Annotated in this window: 31 protein-coding genes; all 31 read right to left on the reverse strand. The window is 29.9% G+C overall.

Annotated features, from left to right (window positions below):
* Window positions 1-2 precede the first annotated feature (2 nt).
* Entirely contained in the window at window positions 3-197 is a 195-nt protein-coding gene (locus FYJ83_RS00880; RefSeq protein WP_154438161.1) for a flagellar FlbD family protein, read from the reverse strand.
* 59 nt (window positions 198-256) lie between these two features.
* On the reverse strand, window positions 257-1,621 hold the full coding sequence (locus FYJ83_RS00885) for a flagellar hook protein FlgE (RefSeq protein WP_154438163.1): 1,365 nt from the start codon (window positions 1,619-1,621) through the stop codon (window positions 257-259).
* Between the two features lie 75 nt (window positions 1,622-1,696).
* The gene (locus FYJ83_RS00890; protein ID WP_154438165.1) at window positions 1,697-2,077 is read right to left on the reverse strand and encodes a TIGR02530 family flagellar biosynthesis protein; all 381 of its coding nucleotides are present in this window, start codon (window positions 2,075-2,077) and stop codon (window positions 1,697-1,699) included.
* Between the two features lie 15 nt (window positions 2,078-2,092).
* Window positions 2,093-2,557 carry a flagellar hook assembly protein FlgD gene (locus FYJ83_RS19845; protein WP_216585149.1) on the reverse strand — a complete coding sequence of 155 codons (465 nt, stop codon included), beginning with the start codon at window positions 2,555-2,557 and terminating at the stop codon, window positions 2,093-2,095.
* A gap of 14 nt (window positions 2,558-2,571) precedes the next feature.
* Complete coding sequence (locus FYJ83_RS20415) at window positions 2,572-3,870, reverse strand: flagellar hook-length control protein FliK (protein WP_154438167.1); 1,299 nt, start codon at window positions 3,868-3,870, stop codon at window positions 2,572-2,574.
* Between the two features lie 40 nt (window positions 3,871-3,910).
* Entirely contained in the window at window positions 3,911-5,164 is a 1,254-nt protein-coding gene (locus FYJ83_RS00905) for a MotE family protein (protein WP_154438169.1), read from the reverse strand.
* Window positions 5,165-5,175: 11 nt separating this feature from the next.
* Window positions 5,176-5,610 carry a flagellar export protein FliJ gene (gene fliJ / locus FYJ83_RS00910; RefSeq protein WP_154438170.1) on the reverse strand — a complete coding sequence of 145 codons (435 nt, stop codon included), beginning with the start codon at window positions 5,608-5,610 and terminating at the stop codon, window positions 5,176-5,178.
* A gap of 19 nt (window positions 5,611-5,629) precedes the next feature.
* A complete protein-coding gene (fliI, locus tag FYJ83_RS00915) occupies window positions 5,630-6,967 on the reverse strand; it encodes a flagellar protein export ATPase FliI (RefSeq protein WP_216585148.1) in 1,338 nt (445 codons plus the stop codon).
* Window positions 6,960-7,733, reverse strand: coding sequence for a FliH/SctL family protein (locus FYJ83_RS00920; RefSeq protein WP_154438174.1), 774 nt, complete (start codon window positions 7,731-7,733; stop codon window positions 6,960-6,962). Before FYJ83_RS00920 ends, fliI begins: the two co-directional genes overlap by 8 nt.
* Window positions 7,726-8,730: a flagellar motor switch protein FliG gene (gene fliG, locus FYJ83_RS00925; protein WP_154438176.1), complete on the reverse strand. Its 1,005-nt coding sequence runs from the start codon at window positions 8,728-8,730 to the stop codon at window positions 7,726-7,728. The genes FYJ83_RS00920 and fliG overlap by 8 nt, the downstream gene beginning before the upstream one ends.
* A gap of 11 nt (window positions 8,731-8,741) precedes the next feature.
* Window positions 8,742-10,262 (reverse strand): flagellar basal-body MS-ring/collar protein FliF, encoded by a 1,521-nt coding sequence (fliF, locus tag FYJ83_RS00930; RefSeq protein ID WP_195837877.1) that lies wholly within the window; start codon window positions 10,260-10,262, stop codon window positions 8,742-8,744.
* Between the two features lie 23 nt (window positions 10,263-10,285).
* A complete protein-coding gene (gene fliE / locus FYJ83_RS00935) occupies window positions 10,286-10,582 on the reverse strand; it encodes a flagellar hook-basal body complex protein FliE (RefSeq protein WP_154438180.1) in 297 nt (98 codons plus the stop codon).
* A 5-nt stretch (window positions 10,583-10,587) separates the two neighbouring features.
* Window positions 10,588-11,028 (reverse strand): flagellar basal body rod protein FlgC, encoded by a 441-nt coding sequence (flgC, locus tag FYJ83_RS00940; RefSeq protein ID WP_154438182.1) that lies wholly within the window; start codon window positions 11,026-11,028, stop codon window positions 10,588-10,590.
* Window positions 11,029-11,030: 2 nt separating this feature from the next.
* Window positions 11,031-11,432 (reverse strand): flagellar basal body rod protein FlgB, encoded by a 402-nt coding sequence (flgB, locus tag FYJ83_RS00945; RefSeq protein ID WP_154438184.1) that lies wholly within the window; start codon window positions 11,430-11,432, stop codon window positions 11,031-11,033.
* 216 nt (window positions 11,433-11,648) lie between these two features.
* Window positions 11,649-12,428, reverse strand: a complete 780-nt coding sequence (codY, locus tag FYJ83_RS00950) for a GTP-sensing pleiotropic transcriptional regulator CodY (protein WP_216585147.1) — start codon at window positions 12,426-12,428, stop codon at window positions 11,649-11,651.
* A gap of 125 nt (window positions 12,429-12,553) precedes the next feature.
* Window positions 12,554-14,638: a type I DNA topoisomerase gene (gene topA, locus FYJ83_RS00955; RefSeq protein WP_154438186.1), complete on the reverse strand. Its 2,085-nt coding sequence runs from the start codon at window positions 14,636-14,638 to the stop codon at window positions 12,554-12,556.
* A gap of 24 nt (window positions 14,639-14,662) precedes the next feature.
* Window positions 14,663-15,766 carry a DNA-processing protein DprA gene (gene dprA / locus FYJ83_RS00960; protein ID WP_154438188.1) on the reverse strand — a complete coding sequence of 368 codons (1,104 nt, stop codon included), beginning with the start codon at window positions 15,764-15,766 and terminating at the stop codon, window positions 14,663-14,665.
* A 6-nt stretch (window positions 15,767-15,772) separates the two neighbouring features.
* On the reverse strand, window positions 15,773-17,302 hold the full coding sequence (locus tag FYJ83_RS00965; protein ID WP_154438190.1) for a YifB family Mg chelatase-like AAA ATPase: 1,530 nt from the start codon (window positions 17,300-17,302) through the stop codon (window positions 15,773-15,775).
* Window positions 17,303-17,379: 77 nt separating this feature from the next.
* A complete protein-coding gene (locus FYJ83_RS00970) occupies window positions 17,380-17,733 on the reverse strand; it encodes a YraN family protein (RefSeq protein ID WP_154438192.1) in 354 nt (117 codons plus the stop codon).
* Window positions 17,714-18,010: an EscU/YscU/HrcU family type III secretion system export apparatus switch protein gene (locus FYJ83_RS00975; protein WP_154438194.1), complete on the reverse strand. Its 297-nt coding sequence runs from the start codon at window positions 18,008-18,010 to the stop codon at window positions 17,714-17,716. Before FYJ83_RS00975 ends, FYJ83_RS00970 begins: the two co-directional genes overlap by 20 nt.
* 5 nt (window positions 18,011-18,015) lie before the next feature.
* Window positions 18,016-19,509, reverse strand: a complete 1,494-nt coding sequence (locus FYJ83_RS00980; protein ID WP_154438196.1) for a hypothetical protein — start codon at window positions 19,507-19,509, stop codon at window positions 18,016-18,018.
* A gap of 20 nt (window positions 19,510-19,529) precedes the next feature.
* The gene (locus FYJ83_RS00985) at window positions 19,530-20,138 is read right to left on the reverse strand and encodes a ribonuclease HII (RefSeq protein ID WP_216585146.1); all 609 of its coding nucleotides are present in this window, start codon (window positions 20,136-20,138) and stop codon (window positions 19,530-19,532) included.
* Between the two features lie 11 nt (window positions 20,139-20,149).
* Entirely contained in the window at window positions 20,150-20,998 is an 849-nt protein-coding gene (ylqF, locus tag FYJ83_RS00990) for a ribosome biogenesis GTPase YlqF (RefSeq protein WP_154438198.1), read from the reverse strand.
* A 45-nt stretch (window positions 20,999-21,043) separates the two neighbouring features.
* Window positions 21,044-21,391 carry a 50S ribosomal protein L19 gene (gene rplS / locus FYJ83_RS00995; protein ID WP_154438199.1) on the reverse strand — a complete coding sequence of 116 codons (348 nt, stop codon included), beginning with the start codon at window positions 21,389-21,391 and terminating at the stop codon, window positions 21,044-21,046.
* 120 nt (window positions 21,392-21,511) lie between these two features.
* Entirely contained in the window at window positions 21,512-22,237 is a 726-nt protein-coding gene (trmD, locus tag FYJ83_RS01000; RefSeq protein WP_154438201.1) for a tRNA (guanosine(37)-N1)-methyltransferase TrmD, read from the reverse strand.
* On the reverse strand, window positions 22,234-22,737 hold the full coding sequence (gene rimM, locus FYJ83_RS01005; RefSeq protein ID WP_154438203.1) for a ribosome maturation factor RimM: 504 nt from the start codon (window positions 22,735-22,737) through the stop codon (window positions 22,234-22,236). Before rimM ends, trmD begins: the two co-directional genes overlap by 4 nt.
* Before the next feature lie 46 nt (window positions 22,738-22,783).
* On the reverse strand, window positions 22,784-23,014 hold the full coding sequence (locus FYJ83_RS01010; protein WP_154438205.1) for a KH domain-containing protein: 231 nt from the start codon (window positions 23,012-23,014) through the stop codon (window positions 22,784-22,786).
* A 33-nt stretch (window positions 23,015-23,047) separates the two neighbouring features.
* On the reverse strand, window positions 23,048-23,305 hold the full coding sequence (gene rpsP, locus FYJ83_RS01015) for a 30S ribosomal protein S16 (RefSeq protein WP_154438207.1): 258 nt from the start codon (window positions 23,303-23,305) through the stop codon (window positions 23,048-23,050).
* Between the two features lie 33 nt (window positions 23,306-23,338).
* Window positions 23,339-24,679 carry a signal recognition particle protein gene (gene ffh / locus FYJ83_RS01020; protein ID WP_154438209.1) on the reverse strand — a complete coding sequence of 447 codons (1,341 nt, stop codon included), beginning with the start codon at window positions 24,677-24,679 and terminating at the stop codon, window positions 23,339-23,341.
* Window positions 24,679-25,062 (reverse strand): YlxM family DNA-binding protein, encoded by a 384-nt coding sequence (gene ylxM, locus FYJ83_RS01025; RefSeq protein WP_154438211.1) that lies wholly within the window; start codon window positions 25,060-25,062, stop codon window positions 24,679-24,681. Before ylxM ends, ffh begins: the two co-directional genes overlap by 1 nt.
* Window positions 25,063-25,145: 83 nt before the next feature.
* Entirely contained in the window at window positions 25,146-26,441 is a 1,296-nt protein-coding gene (ftsY, locus tag FYJ83_RS01030; RefSeq protein WP_154438213.1) for a signal recognition particle-docking protein FtsY, read from the reverse strand.
* Window position 26,442: the final 1 nt, after the last annotated feature.

Here is a 26,442-nt window from a genome sequence, read left to right on the forward strand (position 1 = left end):
ATTTATCTTCTTTCAAAATTATGTATCTCTGCTTTGTATCTAATTACCTTTTTTATTATTTCATCTACAGAATCTACTACTACAATTTTCTGTCCATTAGTAAGAGTAATAACAGTATCAGGTGTCTCTTCAACAAATAATATAAGTTCACTATTTACTACAAACTCCTTATCATTTAATCTCTTTACTTTTATCATATTTATCCCACCTTTTAAAGGATTAGGGTAGATAATAAAATCTACCCTATAGTATTATATTATCTCTTCATATTAACAAGCTCTTGTAACATTTCATCTGAAGTTGTAATAATTCTTGAATTCGCTTGAAATCCTCTTTGAGTAGTTATCATTTCAGTAAACTCAAGAGAAATATCTACATTAGACATTTCAAGATTGCCTGGACTTATGGCTCCAAGTCCAATTGTACTAGCTTTACCTAATTGTGGCTCACCTGAGTTTCTAGTATCTATAAAGTTGTTGCCACCTAGTTTTTGTAATCCCATAGGGTTATCAAACTTAGCCAACATCAATTGTCCCAAAGCTTTCCTCTCACCATTAGTAAAGACTCCTACAACTGTACCTGTAGCATCTATAGTAAATCCTTCTATTGTACCTGAAGTATTTCCAATTTTCCCCTCTGGTTTAAAGCCCATATCATTTGCATATTGATGTATATCTTTAAAAGTTAAATCATCCTCTTTATCCAAGATACTAATACTGTCCGAAAATTCACCAGAAGACTTTGGTATGGGAGTAGTAAAAGCTGTTCCATCTTTACTGTGTGTAAACTTAATACCGTTATTAATTTTAAGATTTATTCCAGCATCTGGAATAGAATCATCTACTTTTAATTTACCTTTACCATCAAAAATTAAATTTCCAGATCCAGGAGCACTAGTATCTGTTATATCGGTCTCTGTATAGTTACCTGTAGCTAAATCGGTTATTCTCTTAACACTGTATTTCCATGCACTGTCAGGGGCAGTAGTTGTTTCCTTTTCAAGTTCAAATGTTATCTTATATGAATTTCCAAGGCTATCATAAATCACTGTATCTACAGATTCTTTATGGCCAACATCTTCTCTACTGTCTAAATTTCCCTTAAACATTATCTTTTGAGTAGCCGTAGGCGCTTTAGTTTCAGACATATTTATTCTAATATTAGTTACATCTGAAGTTATATTCCCTTCACCATCTACTCCATATCCTAACACCTTATCTCCTTCTGCTGTAACTAAATTTCCATCTCTATCTAAAGTAAAGTTTCCAGCTCTAGTATAATATCTATTGTTAAAATTAGGGTCTGAAGATATTACAAAAAAACCATCACCATCTATCATAAGGTCTGTTGGGTTGTCTGTTCTTTGTCCAGGTCCTTTAGTGTGTATGGTGTTGATTGAACCTGTAGCTACACCCATACCTATTTGCTGAGGGTTTGTACCTCCTTTTCCCCCTTGTGGTGCAGAAGCCCCTCTTACGACTTGGCTAAATACCTCTTGGAAAGTAACTTGTCCTCTTTTAAATCCAACAGTATTTACGTTGGCTATATTATTACCTATGGTATCCATTTTACTTTGGTGTACCCTCAAGCCTGATACAGCTGAGTACATTGATCTCATCATATTTTCATTCCTCCATTTTTTGAGCAGCCATAGACCCTCTATCAATCAGGCCTATATAACTTCCGACTGGTCCAGTTATATTATTACTGCCCCATCAATATTAGTGAATATATTATCTTTTAATTGTTCTTTATTTACAGTTGTAATGATTACTTTATTATTAATATTAGCTATAAAAGCCTTATCATCTATTAATATTAAAGCATCTTTTACTCCCTTTTTTTCAGCTTTGGAGAAAGCTGATTTTAACCTTGCCATTTCATCTGAAGTTAAACCCATATCTCTACTGCTAAGTCTTTCTGCAGCATGTTTTGAAAACTTAATTTCCGTTTCTTTATTTTGAATTTTCTCCAATATTTGATCAAAATTTTTATTAGAATCGATTTGTTTTCTTTCAATAGGTTTTGATGAAGTAATCAATCGGTTTTCAAGTTGTCTAATATCTATTTTACTCATAAGAACAGCTCCATATTAATCATCTATTGTGTTATCGTCTGCTGGTTTGTCGCCTTCTTCTCCCTCTGGTCCATCAACTGGTGGCTCTTCTACCTCAGGTGGTTCACCTAGATATGCTTCCATTCCTTTTCTAATGTTAGTAATTTCTTTTAATATTTCAACATTAGCTTTGATTTGATTTAGATTTGTTATCTCCAATAAATCCAACATTTCCTCTGATGCACTAACCATATTTTTATTTAGGTCTGTCATCTGATTGTTCAAGTTTTGCATTTGCTCTAATGAACTAAATTGTGCCAATTGAGCAATGAATTCTCTATCTTCCATAGGATTAAGAGGGTCTTGGTGAGATAACTGTGTAGTCAGTAGTCTTAAAAAGGCATCTTTATCTAAATCATTGCCTTTTTTCTTTTCAGCCGAATTATTATTTTTTTCTCCAAACTTATAAATATATTCTTCGTATTTATTATTTACTTCCATATTAAACCTCCTATTTAAGCAAGTAAATTGAGAGTACTTTCTGAGTATATGTCATTTGCTTTATTTTGTACACCTAATGTTTCCTCATAATTTGATGCTACCTGTTTATTTTCTGCCTTGATTTTTAGCCTTTTATTGTTTTTATTGAAGTTGAATTGATTAGGATTATGTTTATTAAAATCACTACTATTTCCTACAAATACTTCAAAAGTCTTAATTTCTAATCCACTATCCTTTAGCTCTTCTCTTAACTGGATTAAATTATTCTCTATAATCTCTTTAGTTCTTTGATTATCTACCATTACCTTTGCTACTACTGTGTTTTTTGTAACTTCAATATTCATCAACATTTCACCTAAAATCTCTGGTTTTAGCCTAATCCTAATTTCATTCTTTTCATTAGTTAAATCAACCCTTACCTTTTCCACTATTTGATCTATAACTTCTTTAGGATTTATTGGTTCTGTTTTTTCTGCTTCTGTTGAAATATTTCTAGTATATTCTATATCTTGTTTCTGTATTGAAAAAGCAGATTCACTGTTGATTTTATCTTCTTCACTACTTAATTTTACTGAGTTAGACTCTACATCTTCTTTAGATAATTCTTTAGAATTGTTTTCCTCTAAACCATTTGTTGGTTCTTCTTTTACTGGTGGAGCAATTGGTTTTAGATTCAATTCATTATCTGAAGTATCTTCATTCATATTTTCAATATTTTCCTTCATCTCAACTTTTGGCTTTATTTCCTCAGAATTAAAATTTAAATTTTCTTCTGGAATTTCATTATTTTCCAAGCTTAATTTAGGTTTTTCCTGATTTTCTTTATTGACAGTAATATTATTTAAGTTTTCCAAATCAATCTTACTATCAACTATATCTTTAATATCTTGATTTGTTCCTAAGCTTTCAACATAAATTTCCTCAGTTTTTAAAGCCAATTCTTTTGGTTCAATTGCAATGGAAACATCTTGTTCCTTAGGTAATTCTGTCACATTCGCTTCCTCTAAAGTTGTTATGTTATTAGATAAAAACAATAGATTTTCATATACTATTTTTTTCTTATTTTCTTCTTTTTCTACTTTATCTGAATCCTCTACCATATCTGTTTCTTCTATGTCTTCTACTTTGTTTTTTGTATTAGATTTTTTAGGCTTAGTTGAATCTATATTATTCTTAGTGTCTTCTTTATGATTTTTATTATTTACTGATTCTAAGGTAGAAAAAAAGTCTTTACTTTTTTCAATACTATTTTCTTTACTTACTTCAACATTAGTATTTATAGATTGTTTTAAATCAAAAAATATAGCTTTCACTTATTTCACCTCCTTTTAATTAATAATGATTACTTTTTTCTTAGTTTTTAGGTTGTGCTAAGAGTCTAGTAACCTGTGAAGCCTTATCAGACTCCATATAATCTAAAACCTTAGATAAGGTTTGATTTTTCATTTTTGATAATACATCTACAATAATAGTCCTATCTGAAAGTTCATAAACTTTTTCTGAACTTATTTCCAAAGAGGTTATTGTATTTGTATTTTGCATCATTTTTTCAACAATTTTAGCTACTTTATCAGGAGCCATTTTTTCATATATTACAACAAGGTCATTTACTTTACTAGAATATTCATTTAAAAATTCCATAGTCTTACTTACGTTACTGGTTATATTAGTTTCTGATTTTGTTAATTGTTCTTCACGGATTATTGCAGAAAACAAATCCTCTATAAAATTTTCATCTTTTATCCCTGCTAATAATTCAGCTGATTTTAATGCAGATAAATGGCTATATATAACTGCTAGTTTATTTAGAGAATAACTGTTTGTATTGCCAATGGTTTCTATCGTTACATCTAAAGGTTTAGTTTCATATACCTTTGCTAAATCAATCAAGGTATTTACTTCATTTGTCTTTTCGTTGATTATTACTTCAATTGACGTTTTTTTGCTTTCTTCAAAAGTATTTAAAATATAATTTCTTACATCAGAGTCTATATAATATAAAACTTCTCCTAATTTATCTGTCTTTACTTCGCTTAAAACCTTTAAAAAATCTCTATCTGCAAACTTCTTTTCTATTTCCAACAAAGAAGCCAATGTATCTTGTTTTTCAATTCTACTTACTTCTAATCGAAACTGTTCCATTTCTTCCTCTTGAGCCTCTTCATATATTGAAAATAATAAATCCTTCCTTAGTTCCATATTTCTAACTTTTAATACTATTTCCTCAGTTTTAGAGTTAGAAATATTATTCATTTCCTTTAGCACATCTATATAGAGCTTTTCGTCATCCTTTTTTATTATATACATTTTATCTGCTGCTACATTTGGATCTAAATCTATATAGTGTTTGGAAAGATAAATTATTTTTTCGTCTTTTTCTAATTCTGTAGGATAATTTCTAAAATGTTCTCCCACTACCCCTGGCATTTTTCTTAATATTTTATTTGCATTGTTCTTAAATTTTTTATTTGTACTATACATAAGGCTCATTATTCCTAAGGGTACAAGAACTATACTAATGATTATAATAGTTATAATTTTAGATATTTTATATTTTTTCTTTGATTTTTCATTCTCATTTCTATTTTCAACATTTATTGTTTCCATCTTCTTGCCCCCTATTGTTGGCTAGTGTTAAATGTAACTATACCATCAACTAACTTTTCCTCTTGTCTTTTAGATTCTATGATAAATTCTTTATAATCATTTTCTTTTAACTTTTCAAAAGCTTTTTTTTCTTGCATTGCAACTAAAAGTTCTTCTTTCGCTTCTTCTAACTCAACTTTCATTTCTTCTATTTTTATTTCTTGCTTTTGAATGGTTACAGATATATCCTGTAAATAACTATTATATAGTTTCAAATTGCCAATATTGGTTCTTTTAGCTGAGTTGTTTTTTTCTACAACTAAATTCGCTTTATGCTGGTTAAAACTTACTAATATTTCTTCCTCATTATTTAACCTTGAATTTATATCTCCATATTTAGCTTTTTTTAAATCTTCAATATTTTCTTTATAGTTTAGTACCTTTTCTAACCTAAAGCTATAGTTCATCAATGTACCTCCATAAGTTTTAGTTTAATTTTTCAGAAATCTCGTTCATTAACTTTATTGTTTCTTCAAAGGTTGATGTTTTTTGAGTTTCTTGCTTTAAAAAGCTTTCTATATCATCGATTAACTCAATAGCTGTGTCAATTTTTTTATTTGAACCTCGTTTATATGCTCCAATGTTTATTAAGTCCTCAGCTTCTTGGTAAACAGCCATAATATCTTTTATAGAGCCTGCAGTTTGTATATGTTCTCTACTTGCTATGTTGGGCATTACCCTACTTATACTAGCAAGAACATCTATTGCTGGATAATGATTTGCATTTGCAAGTTTTCTAGATAAGACAATATGTCCATCTAATATTCCTCTTGCAGTGTCTGTTATAGGTTCAGTTAAATCGTCTCCATCTACTAATACTGTATAAAGACCTGTAATGGTGCCTTTATCAGATGCTCCTGTTCTTTCAAGTAATCTTGGCATAGTAGCAAAAACAGAAGGAGTATAGCCTCTAGTTACAGGTGGCTCTCCTATAGCTAGTCCTATTTCTCGTTGTGCCATGGAAAATCTAGTTAGAGAATCCATAAGCAACATTACATTTAAACCTTGATCTCTAAAATATTCTGCTATTGCAGTAGTTACCATTGCACCTTTAACTCTTATTAGGGCGGGCTGGTCTGACGTTACAACCACTACCACAGATTTTTTTAGACCATCTTCCCTTAAATCATTTTGAATAAACTCATTAACTTCTCTTCCACGTTCTCCTATTAAACCTATAACATTTACATCAGCAGTACTATTCCTAGAAATCATACCCATTAATGTACTTTTACCTACTCCAGATCCTGCAAAAATCCCTACTCTTTGACCCTTTCCACAGGTTAGTAAACCATCTATTGCTCGGACACCTACTGATAAAGGCTCTTTTATAACCATTCTATCTAAAGGACTTGGAGGTGAACTGGAAACTGGATAATATTTATTAGACTTAATAGGTCCTAAATTATCCATGGGATTTCCTAATCCATCAAGTACCCTTCCTATTAGTTCATCTCCTACATTGACCCTAAGCGTCTTTCCACTGCCTACCACTATACTTCCACTGGCTATACCTTCCATTTCTCCTAATGGCATTAGAAGAATCTTATCCTCTTTAAATCCAACTACTTCGGAAAGAATAGGTATATTACTTTTATATGGATAGATATAACAAAGTTCACCAATAGTTGCCATTGGACCATTTGACTCAATAGTCAGTCCAGTTACTTTTGTTATCTTTCCAGTATATTTCATGAACCTTTTTTCTTTTACTGCTGCTGTATATTTTTTAATATTAATTGTATCTTCCATATCATCACTCATTATTTAGTATTGTTGTTAAAAGTTCTTTTACTTCTTCTAGTTGATTTTTAAGACTTGCGTCTATATTTCCCTTAGAAGTCTCTAAAATACAATCACCTTTTTTTAGGGAAATATCATATTTAATATCTAGTTCTGTTATCATACTAGCTTTGGCTAGTATTTCTTCTTTAGCTATCTCTAATATATTATAATCCTCCTTAGACACTACTATGGTTAGCTTATCTGTTAAATCTAAATTGCTAATTCCATTTAACACTAAAGAGACTATAAGTTCGTCGTCTTCTTCTGTTTTTTTATTTATAACCTTTTCATAAATACTTATTACTAACTCCACTATATCTTCTTCTAATTCTTTAAGAAGATTGTTTCTAGTGCTTATATATGACTCTTTTATATTTAGTGCTTCTTTTATTAGTTCATCAGACTTAACTTTTCCTTCTTCATAACCTTTTTCATGACCTTTTTTATATCCTAGTTCATGTCCCTCTTTATATCCTATTTCTTTATGTTCATCTAAAATCTCTTTAGCTTTTATATATGCTTCTTCTATTATAGATTCTTTCTGTTCTTCAGCATCTTCTACTATTTTAGCTGCTTTTTCTTTTGCTTTATCTACAATTATTTTATATTCTTTTTCTGCTTTTTCTTTTTCTTCTTCAAAAATCTGTTCTATTGCTTTTCTACTTTCATCTTCAGCCTTAGTATCGTCTATTATTCTTTTTGACTCTGTCTGTATTACTCTAAAGGATTTAATAATATTAGACAATTATCTCATCTCCCCCTCTAGGAGTAATTATCTCTCCATCATCTTCTAATTTTCTAATGATGTTTACTATATTTTGTTGTGCATCTTCCATATCTCTAATACGTACAGGTCCCATAAATTCTATGTCCTCTTTAATCATTTCAACTAAACGTTTTGACATATTATTAAATATAAGATTTTTAACTTCCTCACTAGCTCCTTTAAGTGCAATAGCCCATTGAGCATTATCAATTTCTCTTATAACTCTTTGGATGCTTCTGTTATCAAGGGTAATAATATCTTCAAATACAAACATTCTTCTTCTGATTTCTTCACTTAATTCCGCATCTCTGACATCCAATTCTTCCATAATATTCTTTTCTGTACTTCTGTCTACAGAGTTAAGTATATCTACAACTGCACCTATTCCGCCAGTAGTTGTATAATCTTGAGCCAGTATATTTGAGAATTTATTCTCTAAAATTGATTCAATTTCTTTTACTACTTCTGGTGAAGTCCTATCCATTATTGCTATTCTCCTTGTAACATCTGATTGCTTTTCAGGAGGCAAACTTGAAAGAAGTTGTGCTGCCTGCGCTGACCCTAAGTAAGACAATATCAAAGCAATTGTTTGAGGATGTTCATTCTGTATATAGTTTAAAAGTTGGTTAGGGTCAGCCTTTCTTATGAATTCAAAAGGTCTTACATGTAATGAAGATGTAAGCTTACTAATTATATCAATAGCTTTATCAGACCCTAAAGCTCTTTCCAGTACATCTTTAGCATAATTTATTCCACCTTCAGAAATATACTCCTGTGCAAGACATATTTGATAAAACTCTTCAATAACAACTTGTTTTTCTTCTGGAGAAACCATCCTCATATTTGCAATTTGCAAAGTAAGTTCTTCCATTTCTTCCTCATTTAAATGTTTAAATATCTCAGCAGATTTCTGAGGTCCTAGAGCAATAAGTAGTATTGCCACCTTTTCTTTCCCGTTAAATTGTCTCTTAGACATATTAAATTCTCCTATTCATTTAACCAATTTCTAAGCAACTGAGCAACTGCATCAGGTTTTTTCTCAATAAACTTATCAATTTGAGCCTTCATTTTTGATTCCTCTGCTTCAAAATCCAAATCTGCAACTTCTAGTTCTATTGTAGATTTTTCCCCAAGAATTCTTTCTAATTCTTTTTCAGCAAGTTCCTTAGATTTCTTTCTTCTATATAAAACTATACCTATTATTAATATAATTAGTGCCAATAAAATTCCAATATATAACCATCTATTAGTTCCTTCTTGAATAACATTACTGTCTGCTACCTGCTTAGTATTGAAGCTTGCTGCTTTTACTTGAACTTGCTTAGTATCTAAGCCTGTTGCCGCATATATTAGATCAGTGAATTCTTTTTCCATTTCAGGAGTCATCTCTCCATCTATTAGAGCATCTTTATTTATTAATACTGCCACAGTAACACTCTCAACTTGTCCTGGAGCTTTGTTGATTTCTTTATTTATTTCATTTAATTCATTGTTTATTATTCTACTTACTTTATCGTATCTACTTGAACCATCATCTAATGTATTATAGTCTTCTACATTGGTTTCTGTTCCTGGTGCTCCTCCTATTGCTCCTCCTACCATATGTTCCTCTACCTCTTCTAAAGAACGAATTAGTCCTTCTTCACTTCCTTCTAAAGGAGTAGCAAACTCAGTTATGGTGGTTTTCTCCATATCCATATTTATTTTTACACTTGACATTACATCTACATTGTTAAATCCAACAACGTTTCCTAAGAATTTTTTTATACTTTCATTTATTTTAGCTTCTATTCCGTTTTTTACCTCAAACTGATCCACTGAAAAAATGTTTTCTTCATCTTCTTCACCCAGTAATCTTCCCTCATTATCTACTACTTTAACATCTTCTGGAATCATATTTATAGAACTTGCTACTAAATGCTTTATTGCTTTTACTTTTTCTGGTGATATTGGCCTATTATCCGATTTTACAATAAAAACGGATGCTGTAGTTTTATTATCATCATTGTCTAACACAAAGTTAGTAGCTTCTTTTTGCTCTATAAATACTTCAGCACTATGTATTCCATCTATCTCTGATATTGTAGATGCTAATTCACTTTCATCAGCCTTTTTCATTCTCTGTTTTTTATCATAATCAGTCATAGTCCAGCTACTATCGTTAAAAGCATCCATATATGTATAGCCTTCTTTGGGTAATCCGTATGTAGCCAATTCTATTTTTATACGATTTTTGTTTTCCGCTGGTACTAAAATACTTTTTTGATCTTCCCCTGTTTTCCAGGCGACGCCCATTTCATCTAGCTTAGTAGTAATTTGTCCCATATCTTTTAAACTTAAGTCTCCATATAGAACTTCATAGGGCTTACGTGTTAACATAAGAATAAGTGCAGTTACAGCAAAAATAACAAATAAGCTAATAAATGCCAATTTAATTTTCTTTTTCTTATCCATTTCCTTCCAATGTTCTATTACCTGTGTTTTTAACTTATGTATCGATTCTTGCACTGTTGCACCTCTCTCTATCATTGTTAAATTTGAATTCTCATAATTTCTTTATATGCTTCTACAACTTTACCTCTTATGGCCATAACAACTTGTAGAGCAGTATCTGCCTTATCAGCAGCTATTGTAACATCATGAAGGTTGTCCACTTCTCCTATGGCTAACATTTTTTTATACTCTTGACTTTCTAATTGCATTTCATTGACTTTATCCAAGGCATTATTTAATAAGCTACCAAAGCTGTCTGCTGTTTTAGTGTTTGTTATTTTGTCATTTTTTGTAGATAGTAAACTATTATAATTATTAATTTTATTTATATACAATATTCTTACCTCCTACCAATATCTAAAGCTTTCATTAACATAGACTTAGATGCGTTCATAGCTGTTATGTTAGCGTCATATGAACGCTGAGCACTGATTAAATCCACCATTTCTTTTACAGTGTCTACATTTGGTTTCTGAACATATCCATTTTCATCAGCATCTGGATGTCCTGGTTCATATATAAGTTTAAAAGGAGATTCATCTTCAACTATTTTACTAATCTTAACGCCCTTACCACTTATTTTATTGCTATATTTACTTAGCTGTTCTTCAAATGATGTGGATTTATTTTCTTCAAATATAGCTATTTGTCTTCTATAAGGCATTCCTCCTGTTGCCCTTGTAGTATTTACATTGGCCATATTCTTTGTAATTATATCTATTCTAGTTTTTTCAGCTGTTAAAGCACTGGCTGATATATTAATTGGATTAAAAAGACTCATAATTATTTACTCCCTTCAGTAATAACATTTTTAATTTTATCGAATTCACCAGTTATTTGTCGTACCAAAGCATCGTACATAATAGTATTTTTAGCTAAATCCCCAGACTCTATATCTATATTTACATTGTTTCCATCTATTCTATAAGATGTAGATTTATCTTCTACAACCATAGGAGAAAATGAACTTCTACCTACATCAATGTGATTTTTATGAGTCTTTGTTAGATCTATTTTTCTACTATTTATACTTTGCTTTAATTGATCTTCAAAAGTTACTATTTTTCTTTTATAATTCGGAGTATTTTCATTAGCCATATTATGAGATATCGCTTTATGTCTTTCCCAAGTTCCATCTAAAGCTTTTTGATAAAAGTTGACATTATTATACATACCCTTAAACATTAAATCACCCCACAATTTTATAATATAATCATATCTTAATTGAAATAATATATCAAATTATAGTTATATGACATATTACATCCTTTTTCTGCCTATTATTCCCTTTTTCGCCTTTGATACTAATATTTTACAATTTTCACATGGTTAATTCAAGCTTTAAATGAATTAAATATTTAAATCATTACTAAAGTCCTAAAAAAAAGAATAGTAAATTTACTATTCTTTTGACTTTAAAAGTTCGTCTATTAACTTATCATTTAATATTTTAATATGAGTTCCCTTCATACCTAAGGATCTTGATTCTATAACTCCTGCACTTTCAAACTTTCTTAGTGCATTTACTATAACAGATCTGGTTATTCCTACTCTATCAGCTATTTTACTTGCAACCAGTAGTCCTTCATTACCTTCTAGTTCTCTAAATATATGTTCCATAGCTTCTAGTTCTGAATAAGAAAGAGTTCCTATTGCCATCTGAACAATAGATTTTTTTCTTGCATCTTCTTCTATTTCTTCAGATTTTGCTCTTAATATTTCCATTCCTACAATAGTGGCACTATATTCTGCTAAAATAAGATCCTCTTCAGTAAATTCTACTCCAAATCTAGCTAGAACTAATGTACCCAATCTTTTTCCACTACTATTTATCGGGATTACAGTTGCTATTTTATCTGGATAAGGGCATTCTGATATTTGGTCAAAGACACAATCAGTAACTTCTCTCATATTCTCGTTTGTTTCATTGTATCTTAATAGTTCCTCATTGTATTTTTTAGGGAATCTTTTTTCCTTAACTATTTCTGCTTGAACTATATCACAATCAAAGCCTGATGCCAACTCATATCCTAATACCTTACCACTAGTACTGGCTATATAGACATTGGCTTTAAGTATATCACTAAGTATCTCGCTTAATTCTGAAAAGGAAACTGGTTTTGTACCATACCCTTGTAATGTCTTATTTAATCTTCTAGTCTTCTGTAATAAACTTTCCACTAATTAATCCTCCTTTTAAAAATATAATTTATTGTCTATAATTTCTATCACTTATTGTAATATTTAAATTATCATACTATGATTTTACTACAAAAATATAATATTGTACAGAAAATTTTAATTATTTATACTTTTTTGATTTCACTATAACCACAATCTTTATCCATACAATTAAGTTTGTTTTCTTTCTTAGTTCTTTTTATAACCATAATCCCTTTACACTGTGGACATCTTTCTTTAACTGGTTCATCCCATGAGACAAAGTCACACTCTGGATAATTACTGCATCCATAGAAGATTCTACCTTTTTTTGATCTTCTTTTTACAAGATTTCCATTACATTTAGGACACTTTATGTCTAACTCATCTACTATAGCTTTAGTATTTTTACATTCTGGATATCCAGGACATGCTAAAAATTTACCAAATCTACCATGTTTTACTACCATGTTTTTACCACATTTTTCACATATTACATCAGATACTTCATCTTTAATTTCAATTTCCTCAATTTCTTCTTCAGCCTTTTTTAATACTATTGCAAAATCTTTATAAAAATCTTCAACAACTTTAACCCATGGCAAATTTCCTTCTGCAATTTCATCAAGTTTTTCTTCTAATTCTGCTGTAAATTCTTCATTTACAATATCCTTGAAGTACTCTATTAATAACTCATTTACTAAAAATCCTAACTCTGTAGGCACAAAAGATTTTTTATCTAAGTTAACATAGTCCCTAGATAAAATAGTGGCAATTGTAGGTGCAAAGGTACTTGGTCTACCAATTCCCAGTTCCTCTAATATTTTAATCAGAGAAGCTTCTGTATATCTGCCAGGTGGCTGAGTAAAATGTTGATTTGGTATGATTTTATTTACTAATAGTCTATCTCCTATATCCAATAAAGGTATTTTCATATCCTTTTCTTCTTCATCACTGGTAACATAAATTCTTAAGAATCCATCAAACGTAAGTTTTGAACCATTAGATTTAAATAAAACATCATTACTATTTATAGTAACAGAAATAGTATTATAAACTGCCGGAGTCATCTGTGACCCTAAGAATCTTTCCCAAATCATTTTATAAAGTTTAAATTGATCTTGAGTTAAAGAATCCCTAATTAAAGTGGGAGTTTTAAGTATATCAGTAGGTCTTATACCTTCATGGGCATCTTGAGAATCCTTCTTAGATTTATTTGTATAATCATTACCATTGTTTGTATACTTATCTCCATAATTTTCTTTAATAAATGAAATTGCTGATTGTATTGCTTCTTTTGACACTCTTGTGGAGTCAGTTCTCATATAAGTAATTAATCCTACAGATCCTTCTCCTTTTATATCAATTCCCTCATATAATTGTTGAGCAACAATCATAGTCTTTTTTGTGGTAAATCCTAGTTTTTTTGAGGCATCTTGCTGTAAAGTACTTGTAGTATATGGGGGATATGGATTTCTTCTTTTATTTCCTTTTTTTACATTAGTTACAACGAAGTTGTCTAAATCTATTTTGTCTAAAATTCTATCTACTTCTGACTTATTCTTTAAATCAATTTTCTTTTCTTTATTTTCTATATTTTCACCATAGAAAGTAGCATCAAATTTTTCTTTATCTTTTTCTAAATTTGCTTTTATGCTCCAATATTCTTCAGGTATAAAGTTTTGAATTTCATTTTCTCTATCACAAATTAACTTAACTGCTACAGATTGTACTCTACCTGCACTTAATCCTTTCCTTATTTTTCTCCATAATAAAGGACTTATTTTATATCCTACAAGTCTATCCAGTACCCTTCTAGCTTGTTGAGCATCAACTAAAGATAAATCTAGTTCTCTTGGTTTCTTAATGGCATTTTTTATAGCATCTTTAGTTATTTCATTGAACTCTACTCTAACTTTATCCTTTTCATCTATACCTAAAATATAAGCTAAATGCCATGATATTGCTTCACCTTCTCTATCAGGGTCTGTTGCAAGAAATATTTTTTTTGATTTTTTAGCTTCATTTTTTAATTCTTTTATGACAGGTCCTTTACCCCTTATGGTTATATATTTAGGTTCAAACTGTTTATCGATGTCAATTCCCAATGTACTCTTTGGTAGATCTCGTATATGCCCTACTGAAGCTACTACTTTATAGTTTTTCCCTAAAAATCTTTCAATAGTCTTTGCTTTAGCTGGTGACTCGACTATTACTAAGTTTTTTTGCAATATTTACACCTCCATTAAGTAAATCTAGCAAATAGTAAATACTCTACTAGATAATTCCTTAACTATACCTTTTAGTTCTAGTATTGTTAGTATACTATTTAATTCAGCTATATCTATTCCCAATTTATATGAAATAGCATCTAAGTGCATGGGTTCTTCTTCTAAAATCCTGATTATATTTATCTCTGTTTCACTATAATTTGAATAATCAATTTCAGTCTTTTTTTGCATTTTATTTAAAGATAGTTTTTCTTGAAGCTCATAAATTTCCTCAATAATATCGTCTATTTCTAGAAGTGGCTTTGCACCATCTTTAATTAGCTTATTTGTTCCAACACTAAATATGCTATTAATATTACCTGGCAAAGCAAACACATCCCTACCTTGATCTATTCCATGATGAGCCGTAATCAAAGACCCTGATTTTTCTTGAGCTTCAATTACTACTACTCCCAAAGACAGTCCTGATATTATTCTGTTTCTTTGAGGAAAGTTATAGGCTAAAGGTGGAGTTCCCAGTGGAAATTCAGAAATTATACATCCCTTTTCTCCTACTTCTTTATATAAAGATAAGTTTTTCTTTGGATAGATAACATCTATTCCATTTCCAATAACTCCTATTGTTCTTCCTCCATTATCTAAAGCAGTTTTATGAGCAATGGTGTCTATACCTAAAGCTAAACCACTGATAATTGTAATTCCTAAATCCAGCAATTCCTTTGTGAATTTTTCACAAGCCCATTTTCCATAAGAAGTGGCTTTTCTAGAGCCAACTATGGCTATTCCTAAACTATCTTCTGGTAAAATAGTACCTTTTGTATAAAGTACTTTGGGATTATCATCTATATATCTTAACCTTTTTGGATAATTTTCATCATATATTGTTATTATATTAATATCATGTTTTTCTATATTATAAAGCATTCTTTTTATATTATCTTTATTTTTATTATATATTATTTTTTCTTTTACTTCTTTTCTTATATTTTCTATGGAATAAATTTGTTCATTATGAACCTCTAATATTTCTCTTAAATCATTAAAATCATCAATTATTTTATTTATATTACTATTTCCTATGCCCAAACTATTTAACCAAATAAGAACTTCCCTTTCAGTAATATCCATATTGGCCTACCCCCAATATTTATTATCTAACGTTCTATATCTTATGGCTTCTAATATATGTTTATCTTGTATTTTTTCTTCACCATCTAAATCGGCAATTGTTCTAGATAATTTAAGTAGTTTATTATATGTTCTTCCACTAAATTTATATCTTTCAAAAGCCAGGTTCATTATGTTCTCTGAGGAATTTGTTAAATTACAATATTTCTTTATATCTCTAGTAGGCATTTGAGAATTAGTAAAAATTCTATTACCTTTAAATCTTTCCAATTGAATATCTCTGGCTTTTTTAACTCTACTCCTAATAATTGAAGATCTTTCTTCATTATTATCTTTTTGTAAATCATCATATTTAACTGGTGAGACTTCTATATGAATATCAATTCTATCTAGTAAGGGATTACTAATTTTCCCTAAATATCTATCTATTTGATTTTGAGAGCAGGTACATTCATGCAAGGAAGATCCATAGTATCCACATGGACACAAATTCATGCTGGCGATGAACATAAACTTAGCTGGATATGTTAAACTGGCACTTGTTCTCGAAATAGTAACAACCCCATCTTCTAATGGCTGACGCAATACTTCCAATACATTTTTAGGAAATTCAGGCAATTCATCTAAAAATAAAACTCCATTATGGGCCAATGATACTTCACCAGGCTTTGGAATTCTTCCTCCACCTATTAGAGACGTAGCTGATGCTGTATGATGCGGGGACCTAAATGGTGGATTTTTAACTAAAGAATTAGAAGGTAATAGTCCTGATATACTATATATTTTAGTAACTTCTATAGACTCTTCAAATGATAACTGTGGCATTATAGTAGGTAGTCTTTTGGCTGCCATGGTTTTTCCAGCACCTGGTGGACCTATTATAATAATATTATGTGCTCCAGCAGCAGATACTTCCAAGGCTCTTTTAAGACTTGCTTGACCTTTGATGTCAGAAAAATCTAAAAGATGTTCCTCAGTATTTAAATCTATTAATTTTTTCTGTCTTATATAGGGGGTTATGCGTATTTCATTGTTCAGAAAATCTACTACTTCCTTTAAATCTCTTATGGGTATTATCTCCATATCTTCCATGACATTACACTCATCTTTATTTTCATAGGGAACTATACACCTTGAAATATTTAATTGTCTCATGGCAATTACCATAGGCAATGCACCTTGGATTGGATTTAATTTCCCATCTAAAGAAAGTTCTCCAAGAAAAACAGTATTATCTATATCAAATCCCGATATAATTCCAGATGATTTTAAAATACCTATTGCAATGGCTAAATCTATCTGTGAGCCTTCTTTTTTTAAATTAGCCGGTGCTAAGTTAATAGTAATTCTACTTAAAGGAAATTCATATCCACTATTCTTTATAGCTGCTCTGACACGCTCCTTAGATTCTTTTATAGAAGTATCTGCAAGTCCAACTATGTTAAAAACAGGAAGTCCTCTTGATAAATCTGTTTCAACTTCTATAATATTTCCATTTAGTCCCTGCAATACACAAGTATTGATTTTTGAATACATAATAAACCCCTCTTTTATATGTAATTATTATCTTATTACCTGGGTAATAGTGAAAATATGCTTTATATCAAGTTTTATCAACAAAAAGAATTCTGAATATGATTTATTTTTAAATTTGGTGTCAGATATACTTCTATTATGTCATATCTCATCTGATAGTCTAATAATCTGTTTTGTTTTATATATAATTGAGAACAATAAATAATTTTTTCTTGCTTTTTTCTATTAACTGCTTCATATGCGTAACCAAATTTTGTATTTGTTCTTGTTTTAACTTCAATAAAAACCAATATATCTTTATCTAAAGCAATCAAATCAATTTCTCCAATTTTATTTCTATAATTTATATCTAAAATATTATATCCATTTGAAACAAGATATTCTTTAGCTATCAATTCTCCTTTTCTACCCTTATCTATATTGTTTTCCATACATTTTACCTCTTTCAGTATCTAAATTATATATATAGAAAATTATTTCTGCCACAGCATCATACAACTCTTCAGGAATCATTTCATTTAGTTCAAGTCCCATAAGACTTTCAACTAAGTTTTCGTCTTGATAAATAATAATATCTTCTTCTATTGCTTTTTCTATTATTTTCTCTGCAACAATATTTTCACCTTTGGCTATAACCCTAGGTGCTATTTCTTCCTTATTATATGACAATGCTACAGCTTTATTTTGGGCTTTTTTCTCTTTTTTCATAATATTTACACCTTTAAATCTAATATATAAGTTGGGTTTGGATTAGGAGCTATGGAATCTAATATTTCTATATTATTATCTACTATAAATTCAATCCTGTCTAGACTATAACCTATTAATCGAATTTTTTCAATCAAATGTTCTTCTTTTGACTTAAATAATTCTAAATCTTCATTCTTTACATTTATCTTTATGTAAAGATTTTTAGATAACAATTCACAAGATACCTTAATATTTCCTAGATTATGAGTTTGAAGATTTATAAATACATTGACTTTATCATTATATGATTTTTTTCTTTTATCTTTTTTTATTAAGGTTATTATTCCATCTAGAGGACTTTTTTCATGTTTAATAGGAAAAAATACAAATGATAAATCTTTATTGATTTCTCTTAAAAAATCAATTTTAGTTTCAAGTCTACTTATTTCTTCCTTTACTTCTTTATCTAAATTATTATTTTGATTGCTAATAATTTTTTGTAGTTCTGCTATTCTTTCATCCTTATTCAAATTAATATTTTTGATTAAATTTTCCTCAATGAGCTTAAATTCACCTTTAGTAAGTTCGAAGGGTTTTAACTTACCTAGTATATTGTCTATTTCTTTAAAGTCTTTTGAAAATTCTATAGGGTCTTCGTTAAATGCTTTTATATTTTTTATATTATTTAAGGAAGGTTTTATACTGTTCTTTAGAAAAAAACTGATTATCTTAATATCTGTATCAATAGTATCTGACTTAGTATTACCAGTTTCATTTTTTCTTAACATATTTTCTTTTATAGAATTTTCTTTTGTTATGTCTTCTTTTATTATACTTTCTTTAACCTCTTCTAATGTACTTATTTTTTCTTGATTTCTCATGGAAGATTTTATTTCTGTTCTTATGAAATCTTTAATTTGCTGACTTATATCTTTATGTTCTGCATATTCATTTTTGTCTGTAATTAAAAAAGATCTTATGTCAGCTTTTTCCATTAATAACTTATTATCTTCTTTTTCTCCATTGTCTGGATTCAATAGAATTACCTTCTGATTATCTTCTAAATTAGATAATTGATATAGCTTTTCCAATGTTTTCAAACAATAGTTTAAGTTTTTTTCAGTTATAGGTATATTATATTTCATCAAACTTTTCACCAGCTCAATTGATTCTTTAGTCTCTTTTATATTTAAATCTTTCAAGACTTTTACAATAGGATAATCTTCTGCTTTTTCATTTGTTTTAATTGATATGTTTTTTTCTTGTTCTTGAGGTAAAGGCTTTAAGTGAATCTTATTATCTTCAAAAGATTTCACTAAAAATGAAATTTCATCATTTACTTCTATATTAAAGTCTGTATCTAAACTAGCTTCAAACATACCATGATTTTTAACGTCAATAATCGCAGTTTTATTTAATATCTCTATAATTTTTCCTTCTAAGATATTTCCTTCTTTGAAAAGATTCTCTCTATTATTTAAAATTATATTATTTAGTAAAAGACTGTGGATTCTCAATTACATCACCCTTTTAAAATCTACTTTAATATGTTTTTTAAAAACGTTAATCTGTGAATAGATGATGGTCCTAATTTTTGTATAGCTTCTCTATGTTCCTTTGTACCATATCCTTTATGCTTTTTCAAGTTATATCCTTCAAACTCTTTATCCCATTTTATACATAATCTGTCTCTAAATACTTTAGCAATAATAGATGCACATGCTATTCCATGAGACTTGTCATCCCCCTTTATAATAGATTCTTGAGGAATATTTAAACTAACTTTTTCTGCATCTATAAGTAAAAAATCTGGCTCTACCTTATTTTCTTCTCTATCTTTTAGATTTTCTACTGCATATTTCATAGCCAGACGAGTAGCTTCTTTTATATTGATTTCATCTATTATATTAGAATTTACTCTTCCTATACCACAAGCTATAGATTTTAAAAGTATTTCGTCATATAAAGCCTCACGTTTCTTTTCGGAAAGCTTCTTAGAATCCTTTACTCCATTAATGATTAGTCCCTGTGGCATTATTATTGCACAAGCCACCACATCTCCAGCCAAACAACCTCTTCCTACTTCATCTATACAAGCAATCTTTCTATATCCTAATGACTCAACTTTATATTCAATTTCTAGCACAAGCACCTCTCCTACTCTTCAGGAAATTCAAGGGTAATTTTTCCTATTATACCTTTTCTAAACTCATCTAGTAAGATACTACTCACTTTAGTATAATCTATCTCTCCACCTTTTATGATACACCCTCTCTTTCTGCCAATATTTTCCATTACCTCTAAATATGATTTACCCTCTAATTCTACATTATAACGATTATTTAAAAGATTGGGAAAATATTTTGCAAGCCTTTCTACGAGTTTCAGGGCTAGAGTTTCTGTATCTAATATTTCATCTTTAATTGCCCCTGTGAAAGCAAGATTTAAGGCCACTTCTTTATCTTCAAACTTAGGCCATAGTATTCCTGGAGTATCCAACAACTCCAAATTAGCCTTTGTCTTAATCCATTGATTTGACTTTGTGACTCCAGGCCTATTTCCTGTTTTAGCACCTTTTCTTCCTGATAAAGAGTTAATTAATGTAGATTTACCTACATTTGGAATACCAAGTATCATAGCCCTAGTAGGTCTATTAATTACTCCCCGTTTTTCATAGGCTAATCTTCTTTTTTCTGTTGCTTCATAGGAAAGTTGCTGTAATTTATCTATTCCTTTTCCTTCTAAAGCATCCATAGTAAGTGATTTAATCCCCTTATTTAAAAAATATTCTTGCCATAGTTTATTTCCATTATTGCTGGCTAAATCTGCCTTATTTAAAATAATTATTCTAGGTTTTTCTCCAACTATGGAATCAATAATAGGGTTTTGACTACTGAATGGTATTCTAGCATCTATTAATTCAAAAACAACATCAACCATTGTAAGAGATTTCTGTATGGATTCTTTTGTTTTCTTCATATGTCCTGGATACCAATTAATATTCATAAATTCACCACCTAAACAAAATTGGGACTATAAAGTCCCAATAAATTAGTAATTTCTCTTTTCTTTAACTTTAGCAGCTTTACCTTGTCTATCTCTTAGATAGTAAAGTTTAGCTCTTCTTACCTTACCTCTTCTAGTTACAACTAGTTTTTCAATTCTTGGAGAATGAATAGGGAAAGTTCTTTCAACACCTACTCCATAAGATAATCTTCTTACTGTAAAAGTTTCTCTTGCTCCGCCACCTTGAATTTTAATTACTGTACCTTCATATACTTGGATTCTCTCACGAGTTCCTTCAACAACTTTGTAATGAACTTGAACAGTATCTCCTACATTAAAACTAGGTAAATCATTTCTTAATTGTTCGTCTTCTAACATTTTAATTATATCCATTGTATAGACCTCCCTTCTCCTTAGATGTTCTTACCCTGTAGCAATGGCAGAGGACCATCTGTAATTCCATACGCTAGGTATTATAGCATATGTATAATTCAATTACAACTAGTTTTGTAATTATAAATCTTTCTTTAGTTTTGATAGAATAACTTTTTCCTCTTCAGTCAAAGCCTTTTTGTCCAATAAATCAGGTCTTTTTATAAAAGTAGACTTTATGGATTCTTCTTTTCTCCATTGTTCTATTTTCTGATGATTTCCTGAAAGTAATATTTCTGGTACAAAATGTCCATTAAATTCTCTAGGTCTTGTATATTGAGGATATTCCAATAGACCTTTATAATGTGACTCTTCTATATAAGATTCGTCACACCTAAGTACACCTGGTAGCAACCTTACAACAGCATCAACTATTATCATTGCTGGTATCTCTCCACCAGTTAACACAAAATCGCCAATAGATATTTCCTCATCTACATAATTGTCAATTATTCTATTATCTATACCTTCATAATGACCACATAGAAGAATTAAATGTTCTTCCTTAGATAATTCATTTGCAAGTTTCTGATTAAACTTTTGTCCTTGAGGTGATAGGTATATTATTCTAGAATTTTGTTTTTTAACACTATTTATGGCATCAAAAATTGGCTCTGGTTTCATAACCATACCTGAGCCACCTCCAAAAGGATAGTCATCTACCTTTTTGTGCTTATTTTGGGAAAAGTCTCTAATATTTATACTATTTATTTCCACTTTATTTTCTTCATAAGCTCTACCTATTATACTCCAATTTAGTAAAGGTGAAAAAAATTCAGGAAATAAAGTCAATATATCTATCTTCATTCTATCATTCCCTCTATAGGGTTAACTACTATTTCTTTATTATCTATATTAATATTGATAATAAATTGGTTTACAGCTGGAATAAGATATTCTTTATCTTTTTCCACATCCTTTATTATATACACATCGTTACTAGGCCCTTGTATTACATCTGATAGTATGCCTATTAGATTATTTTTAGTATCAAAAACTTTAGAGCCTACTAAATCATAGATAAAAAAATGATTTTCTGGTAAAACAACTTTCTCAGTTTCATCCACATATATAAAGCTATCTTTTAAAAAAATGATTTCGTTTATGTCATTAAACTCCTTAAACTTTAATATTGCTAGGTTTTTATGATACTTTACCCGCTCTAACTCTACTTTGATTTTTTTATCACCAATATATGCGGTTTTTAGATAATCAAATCTATTAATGTTATCAGTTAGTGGGTATATCTTTACTTCACCTTTTATTCCATGAGAATTTATTATTTTACCAACTATTGTATATTCCATTTTCCACCTATCTCCAATATTTAAAGGGATTAGGCATTCTAATCCCTTACTGAATAATTTCTACAACAACTCTTTTATTGTCTTTAATTGCCGCTGCCTTAACTACTGTTCTTATGGCCTTAGCAATTCTACCTTGTTTTCCTATTACTTTACCCATATCTTCAGGGTGAACCTTAAGTTCAATGATAACAGATTGATTGCCTTCTATTTCATTGACTACTACATCATCTGGATTATCTACAAGAGACTTTGCAATAAATTCTACTAACTCTCCCATTTTTAGCACCTCCTAGATACTTTTCCTTAAGGATTATTCAGCTTGATTTTCATATAGACCATTTTGTTTAAATAATCTATCTACAGTATCAGTTGGTTTTGCTCCATTTTTAATCCAGTTAATTGCTTTTTCATTATCTATTTTAACTGTTTTAGGTTCAGTTAATGGATTATAATAGCCTATCTCTTCAATAAATCTTCCATCTCTAGAAGCACGAGAATCAGCAACAACTATTCTATAGAAAGGACTTTTCTTAGCTCCCATTCTTCTTAATCTAATTTTAACTGCCATTTATTTCACCTCCTTAAAAATCAAACTATCTATTTAGAAAAAGGGGAATCCAAATTTCCCTTTTTTCTTCATTGTTTTTTCCATATCAGTAAACCTTTTCATCATTTTTTTAGTTTCTTTAAACTGTTTTAAAATTTTGTTTACCTCTTGGACTGAAGTGCCACTACCTTGAGCTATTCTTTTTCTTCTACTGCTATCTATAATATCAGGATTATCTCTTTCTTTCTTAGTCATAGATTGAATTATTGCCTTGATTCGATTTATATCTTTTTCATTTACATCTAAACCTTTCAATGCTTTAGAATTCATTCCTGGAATCATTCCTATTAATTGATCAATAGGTCCTAAGCTTTTCATCTGTTCCAACTGGTCTAAGAAATCATCAAAAGAAAATTCCTGATTTCTAATTTTTTGTTCTAGTTCCATTGCTTTCTTAGCATCTATACTAGCTTGAGCCTTTTCAATTAAACTAAGTACATCACCCATACCCAATATTCTTGAAGCCATTCTATCTGGATGAAAAGGTTCTAATTGATCAAATTTTTCTCCCATACCAGCAAACTTTATAGGTTTTTCTGTTACAGCTCTAATGGACAATGCAGCTCCACCTCTAGCATCTCCATCAAGTTTAGTAAGTATAACTCCTGTAATTCCTAATTTTTCATTAAATGTTTCAGCTACATTAACTGCATCCTGTCCTGTCATGGCATCAAGTACTAATAGAACCTCATTTGGATTAACTGCATCATGGATATTCCTTATTTCATCCATTAATTCTTCATCAATATGAAGTCTTCCAGCAGTATCCACTATTATTACATCATTTCCATTTCTTTTCCCATGTTCTAAGGCAGCTTTAGCTATATCTACTGGATTTATTTTATCCCCCATGGAAAATACTGGGACATTCACCTTCTCTCCTACTACTTCAAGCTGTTTAATAGCTGCTGGTCTATAAACATCACATGCAACTAATAAAGGTCTTTTATTCTGTTTTTTTAAGTTAAATGCTAATTTACCAGTAGTAGTAGTTTTACCAGCACCTTGTAGACCACACATAAGAATTACTGTTGGCGGGGTTGAAGCAAAGTTTAGTTTAGCTTCTTTTTCACCCATTAAGTTAGTTAATTCTTCATTTACTATTTTTATAACCTGTTGACCAGGTGTTAAACTCTCCATTACCTCATAGCCAATTGCTCTTTCTTTTACCTTTTTGATAAAATCTTTTACTACCTTAAAGTTTACATCAGCTTCTAAAAGAGCAAGTCTTACTTCTCTCATGGCTACATCAACATCTTTTTCTGAAAGTTTACCTTTCCCTTTTAATTTCCCCAAAGCATTTTGAAGCTTTTCTGACAAAGATTCAAATACCATTACTCTACCACCTCCCGGCTATTATGGAGTATCTTTTTACAAATCTCATTAATATTTATTGCCTTATTTTCAATTATATTATCATTTCTGTCTTTTGCAATTTTTATAATGTCTTCAGCGATTTGAACTATATTCTTAATCTCTTTATGGCTTGAGTAAAACTTTTCTACTAATTTTAAACTTTCTTCATATTGATAAAGTTTTTGTTCTGCTCTTTTTAAAAGATCAAATACACCTTGCCTAGTAACATTAAGTTCATCACCTATTTCACCTAAGGATAAGTCATGAATATAATATAATTCTATTACTAAATATTGTTTTTCACTAAGTAACTTTCCATAAAAATCAAATAAAATTCCTATTTCAACAAGTTTCTCAACCATTATATCACCAACAAAATAATACTGTCAAGTGTTTTACTTGACAGTATTATTTTAGTATAAGATTCCTCTTTTGTCAACAACTATTAATCAAATATTGCTTCTACAAAATCTTCAACAATAAATGGTTGTAAATCTTCTATGCCTTCTCCTACACCTACTAATTTAACAGGTATATTTAGCTCTGCTTGTAATGCTATAATTACTCCACCCTTTGCCGTTCCATCAAGTTTAGTAAGAGCTACTCCTGTTATATTTGCAACTTCTTTAAATACTTTAGCTTGATTAATAGCATTTTGTCCTGTTGTTGCATCCAATACTAGTAATACCTCTTTTGTAGCATCACCGTATTCTCTTTCTGCAACTCTAAATATTTTATTTAACTCATTCATAAGATTAGATTTATTGTGAAGTCTACCAGCAGTATCACAAATTAATATATCTGTTTTCCTTGCCTTAGCCGCCTGAATACCGTCATAAATAACAGCTGCTGGGTCTGCACCTTCACTATGTGAAATTACATCAACGTTAGCCCTATTTCCCCATTCCTCTAATTGTTCAATTGCCGCTGCTCTAAAAGTATCCCCTGCAGCTATTAAAACTTTCTTTCCTTGTTTTTTAAAGTTATTAGATAACTTTCCGATGGTAGTGGTTTTACCAACTCCATTTACTCCAACAACTAGAATCAAAGCTGGAGAAGGTTCTATATTTAATTTATTGTCTGATACGGATTCCAACATGATCTTTTTGATTTCATCCTTTAGAAGTTCCTTTACATTATCTGGATCCGTGACTTTTTCTTCTTTCACTCTATTTCTTAACCTATCAATTAGTTCCATTGTTGTATTTACGCCAACATCTGCTGTAACTAAGACTTCTTCTAAATCGTCAAATAGTTCCTCATCAATTTTTTTATAGGATTTTAGTACACTATCTATTTTATTTGTAATATCATTTCTAGTTTTAGTTAAACCACCCATAAGTTTTTGAAAGAAACCAGTTTTCTTAGGACTTGTTTCTTCTACTTCTTCTTCTACTTCTATTTCTTCTGGCTCTGGTAATTCGTCTACAATTTCCTCTTGTATGTCTTCTTCTATATCTTGTAATTCTTCTTTTATTTCTTCAACTGCCTCTACTGCTTCTTCTACTACATCTTCCAATTCCTCACTGACATCTTCTAATTCTTCAGCCAGTTGTTCTATATCTTCTTCCTCTATTATTTCCTTTGAATCTTCTGTTGCCTCTTCCTTTTCTTCTATTTCTTCTATTTGTTCTATTTCTTCCATCTGCTGCTCTAATTCTTCATCATTAATCTCAATTTCTTCATCTTTTTCAGTTACTTCTTCTTTCTTCTTCCCCAAGCCTTTTAACCACTTAAACATT

Source organism: Tissierella pigra (assembly GCF_009695605.1).
Taxonomy (GTDB): domain Bacteria; phylum Bacillota; class Clostridia; order Tissierellales; family Tissierellaceae; genus Tissierella; species Tissierella pigra.

What these genes read in the sequence shown, in the direction of transcription:
- fliG (WP_154438176.1), bottom strand. Translation starts at nt 8,730, where the DNA reads ATGTCTAAGAGACAATTTAACGGGAAAGAAAAGGTGGCAATACTACTT.
- fliJ (WP_154438170.1), bottom strand. Translation starts at nt 5,610, where the DNA reads ATGAACTATAGCTTTAGGTTAGAAAAGGTACTAAACTATAAAGAAAAT.
- ylxM (WP_154438211.1), bottom strand. Translation starts at nt 25,062, where the DNA reads ATGGTTGAGAAACTTGTTGAAATAGGAATTTTATTTGATTTTTATGGA.
- rpsP (WP_154438207.1), bottom strand. Translation starts at nt 23,305, where the DNA reads ATGGCAGTTAAAATTAGATTAAGAAGAATGGGAGCTAAGAAAAGTCCT.
- ylqF (WP_154438198.1), bottom strand. Translation starts at nt 20,998, where the DNA reads ATGAATATTAATTGGTATCCAGGACATATGAAGAAAACAAAAGAATCC.
- ffh (WP_154438209.1), bottom strand. Translation starts at nt 24,679, where the DNA reads ATGGTATTTGAATCTTTGTCAGAAAAGCTTCAAAATGCTTTGGGGAAA.
- trmD (WP_154438201.1), bottom strand. Translation starts at nt 22,237, where the DNA reads ATGAAGATAGATATATTGACTTTATTTCCTGAATTTTTTTCACCTTTA.
- flgB (WP_154438184.1), bottom strand. Translation starts at nt 11,432, where the DNA reads ATGTTTAAGGGTATGTATAATAATGTCAACTTTTATCAAAAAGCTTTA.
- ftsY (WP_154438213.1), bottom strand. Translation starts at nt 26,441, where the DNA reads ATGTTTAAGTGGTTAAAAGGCTTGGGGAAGAAGAAAGAAGAAGTAACT.
- rimM (WP_154438203.1), bottom strand. Translation starts at nt 22,737, where the DNA reads ATGGAATATACAATAGTTGGTAAAATAATAAATTCTCATGGAATAAAA.
- FYJ83_RS00880 (WP_154438161.1), bottom strand. Translation starts at nt 197, where the DNA reads ATGATAAAAGTAAAGAGATTAAATGATAAGGAGTTTGTAGTAAATAGT.
- FYJ83_RS00970 (WP_154438192.1), bottom strand. Translation starts at nt 17,733, where the DNA reads ATGGAAAACAATATAGATAAGGGTAGAAAAGGAGAATTGATAGCTAAA.
- dprA (WP_154438188.1), bottom strand. Translation starts at nt 15,766, where the DNA reads ATGGATATTACTGAAAGGGAAGTTCTTATTTGGTTAAATAGTTTGGGC.
- flgC (WP_154438182.1), bottom strand. Translation starts at nt 11,028, where the DNA reads ATGAGTCTTTTTAATCCAATTAATATATCAGCCAGTGCTTTAACAGCT.
- fliI (WP_216585148.1), bottom strand. Translation starts at nt 6,967, where the DNA reads ATGAGTGATGATATGGAAGATACAATTAATATTAAAAAATATACAGCA.
- FYJ83_RS00885 (WP_154438163.1), bottom strand. Translation starts at nt 1,621, where the DNA reads ATGATGAGATCAATGTACTCAGCTGTATCAGGCTTGAGGGTACACCAA.
- FYJ83_RS01010 (WP_154438205.1), bottom strand. Translation starts at nt 23,014, where the DNA reads ATGGGAGAGTTAGTAGAATTTATTGCAAAGTCTCTTGTAGATAATCCA.
- FYJ83_RS19845 (WP_216585149.1), bottom strand. Translation starts at nt 2,557, where the DNA reads ATGGAAGTAAATAATAAATACGAAGAATATATTTATAAGTTTGGAGAA.
- FYJ83_RS00890 (WP_154438165.1), bottom strand. Translation starts at nt 2,077, where the DNA reads ATGAGTAAAATAGATATTAGACAACTTGAAAACCGATTGATTACTTCA.
- rplS (WP_154438199.1), bottom strand. Translation starts at nt 21,391, where the DNA reads ATGGATATAATTAAAATGTTAGAAGACGAACAATTAAGAAATGATTTA.
- FYJ83_RS00905 (WP_154438169.1), bottom strand. Translation starts at nt 5,164, where the DNA reads ATGGAAACAATAAATGTTGAAAATAGAAATGAGAATGAAAAATCAAAG.
- FYJ83_RS00975 (WP_154438194.1), bottom strand. Translation starts at nt 18,010, where the DNA reads ATGAAAAAAGAGAAAAAAGCCCAAAATAAAGCTGTAGCATTGTCATAT.
- FYJ83_RS00965 (WP_154438190.1), bottom strand. Translation starts at nt 17,302, where the DNA reads ATGTATTCAAAAATCAATACTTGTGTATTGCAGGGACTAAATGGAAAT.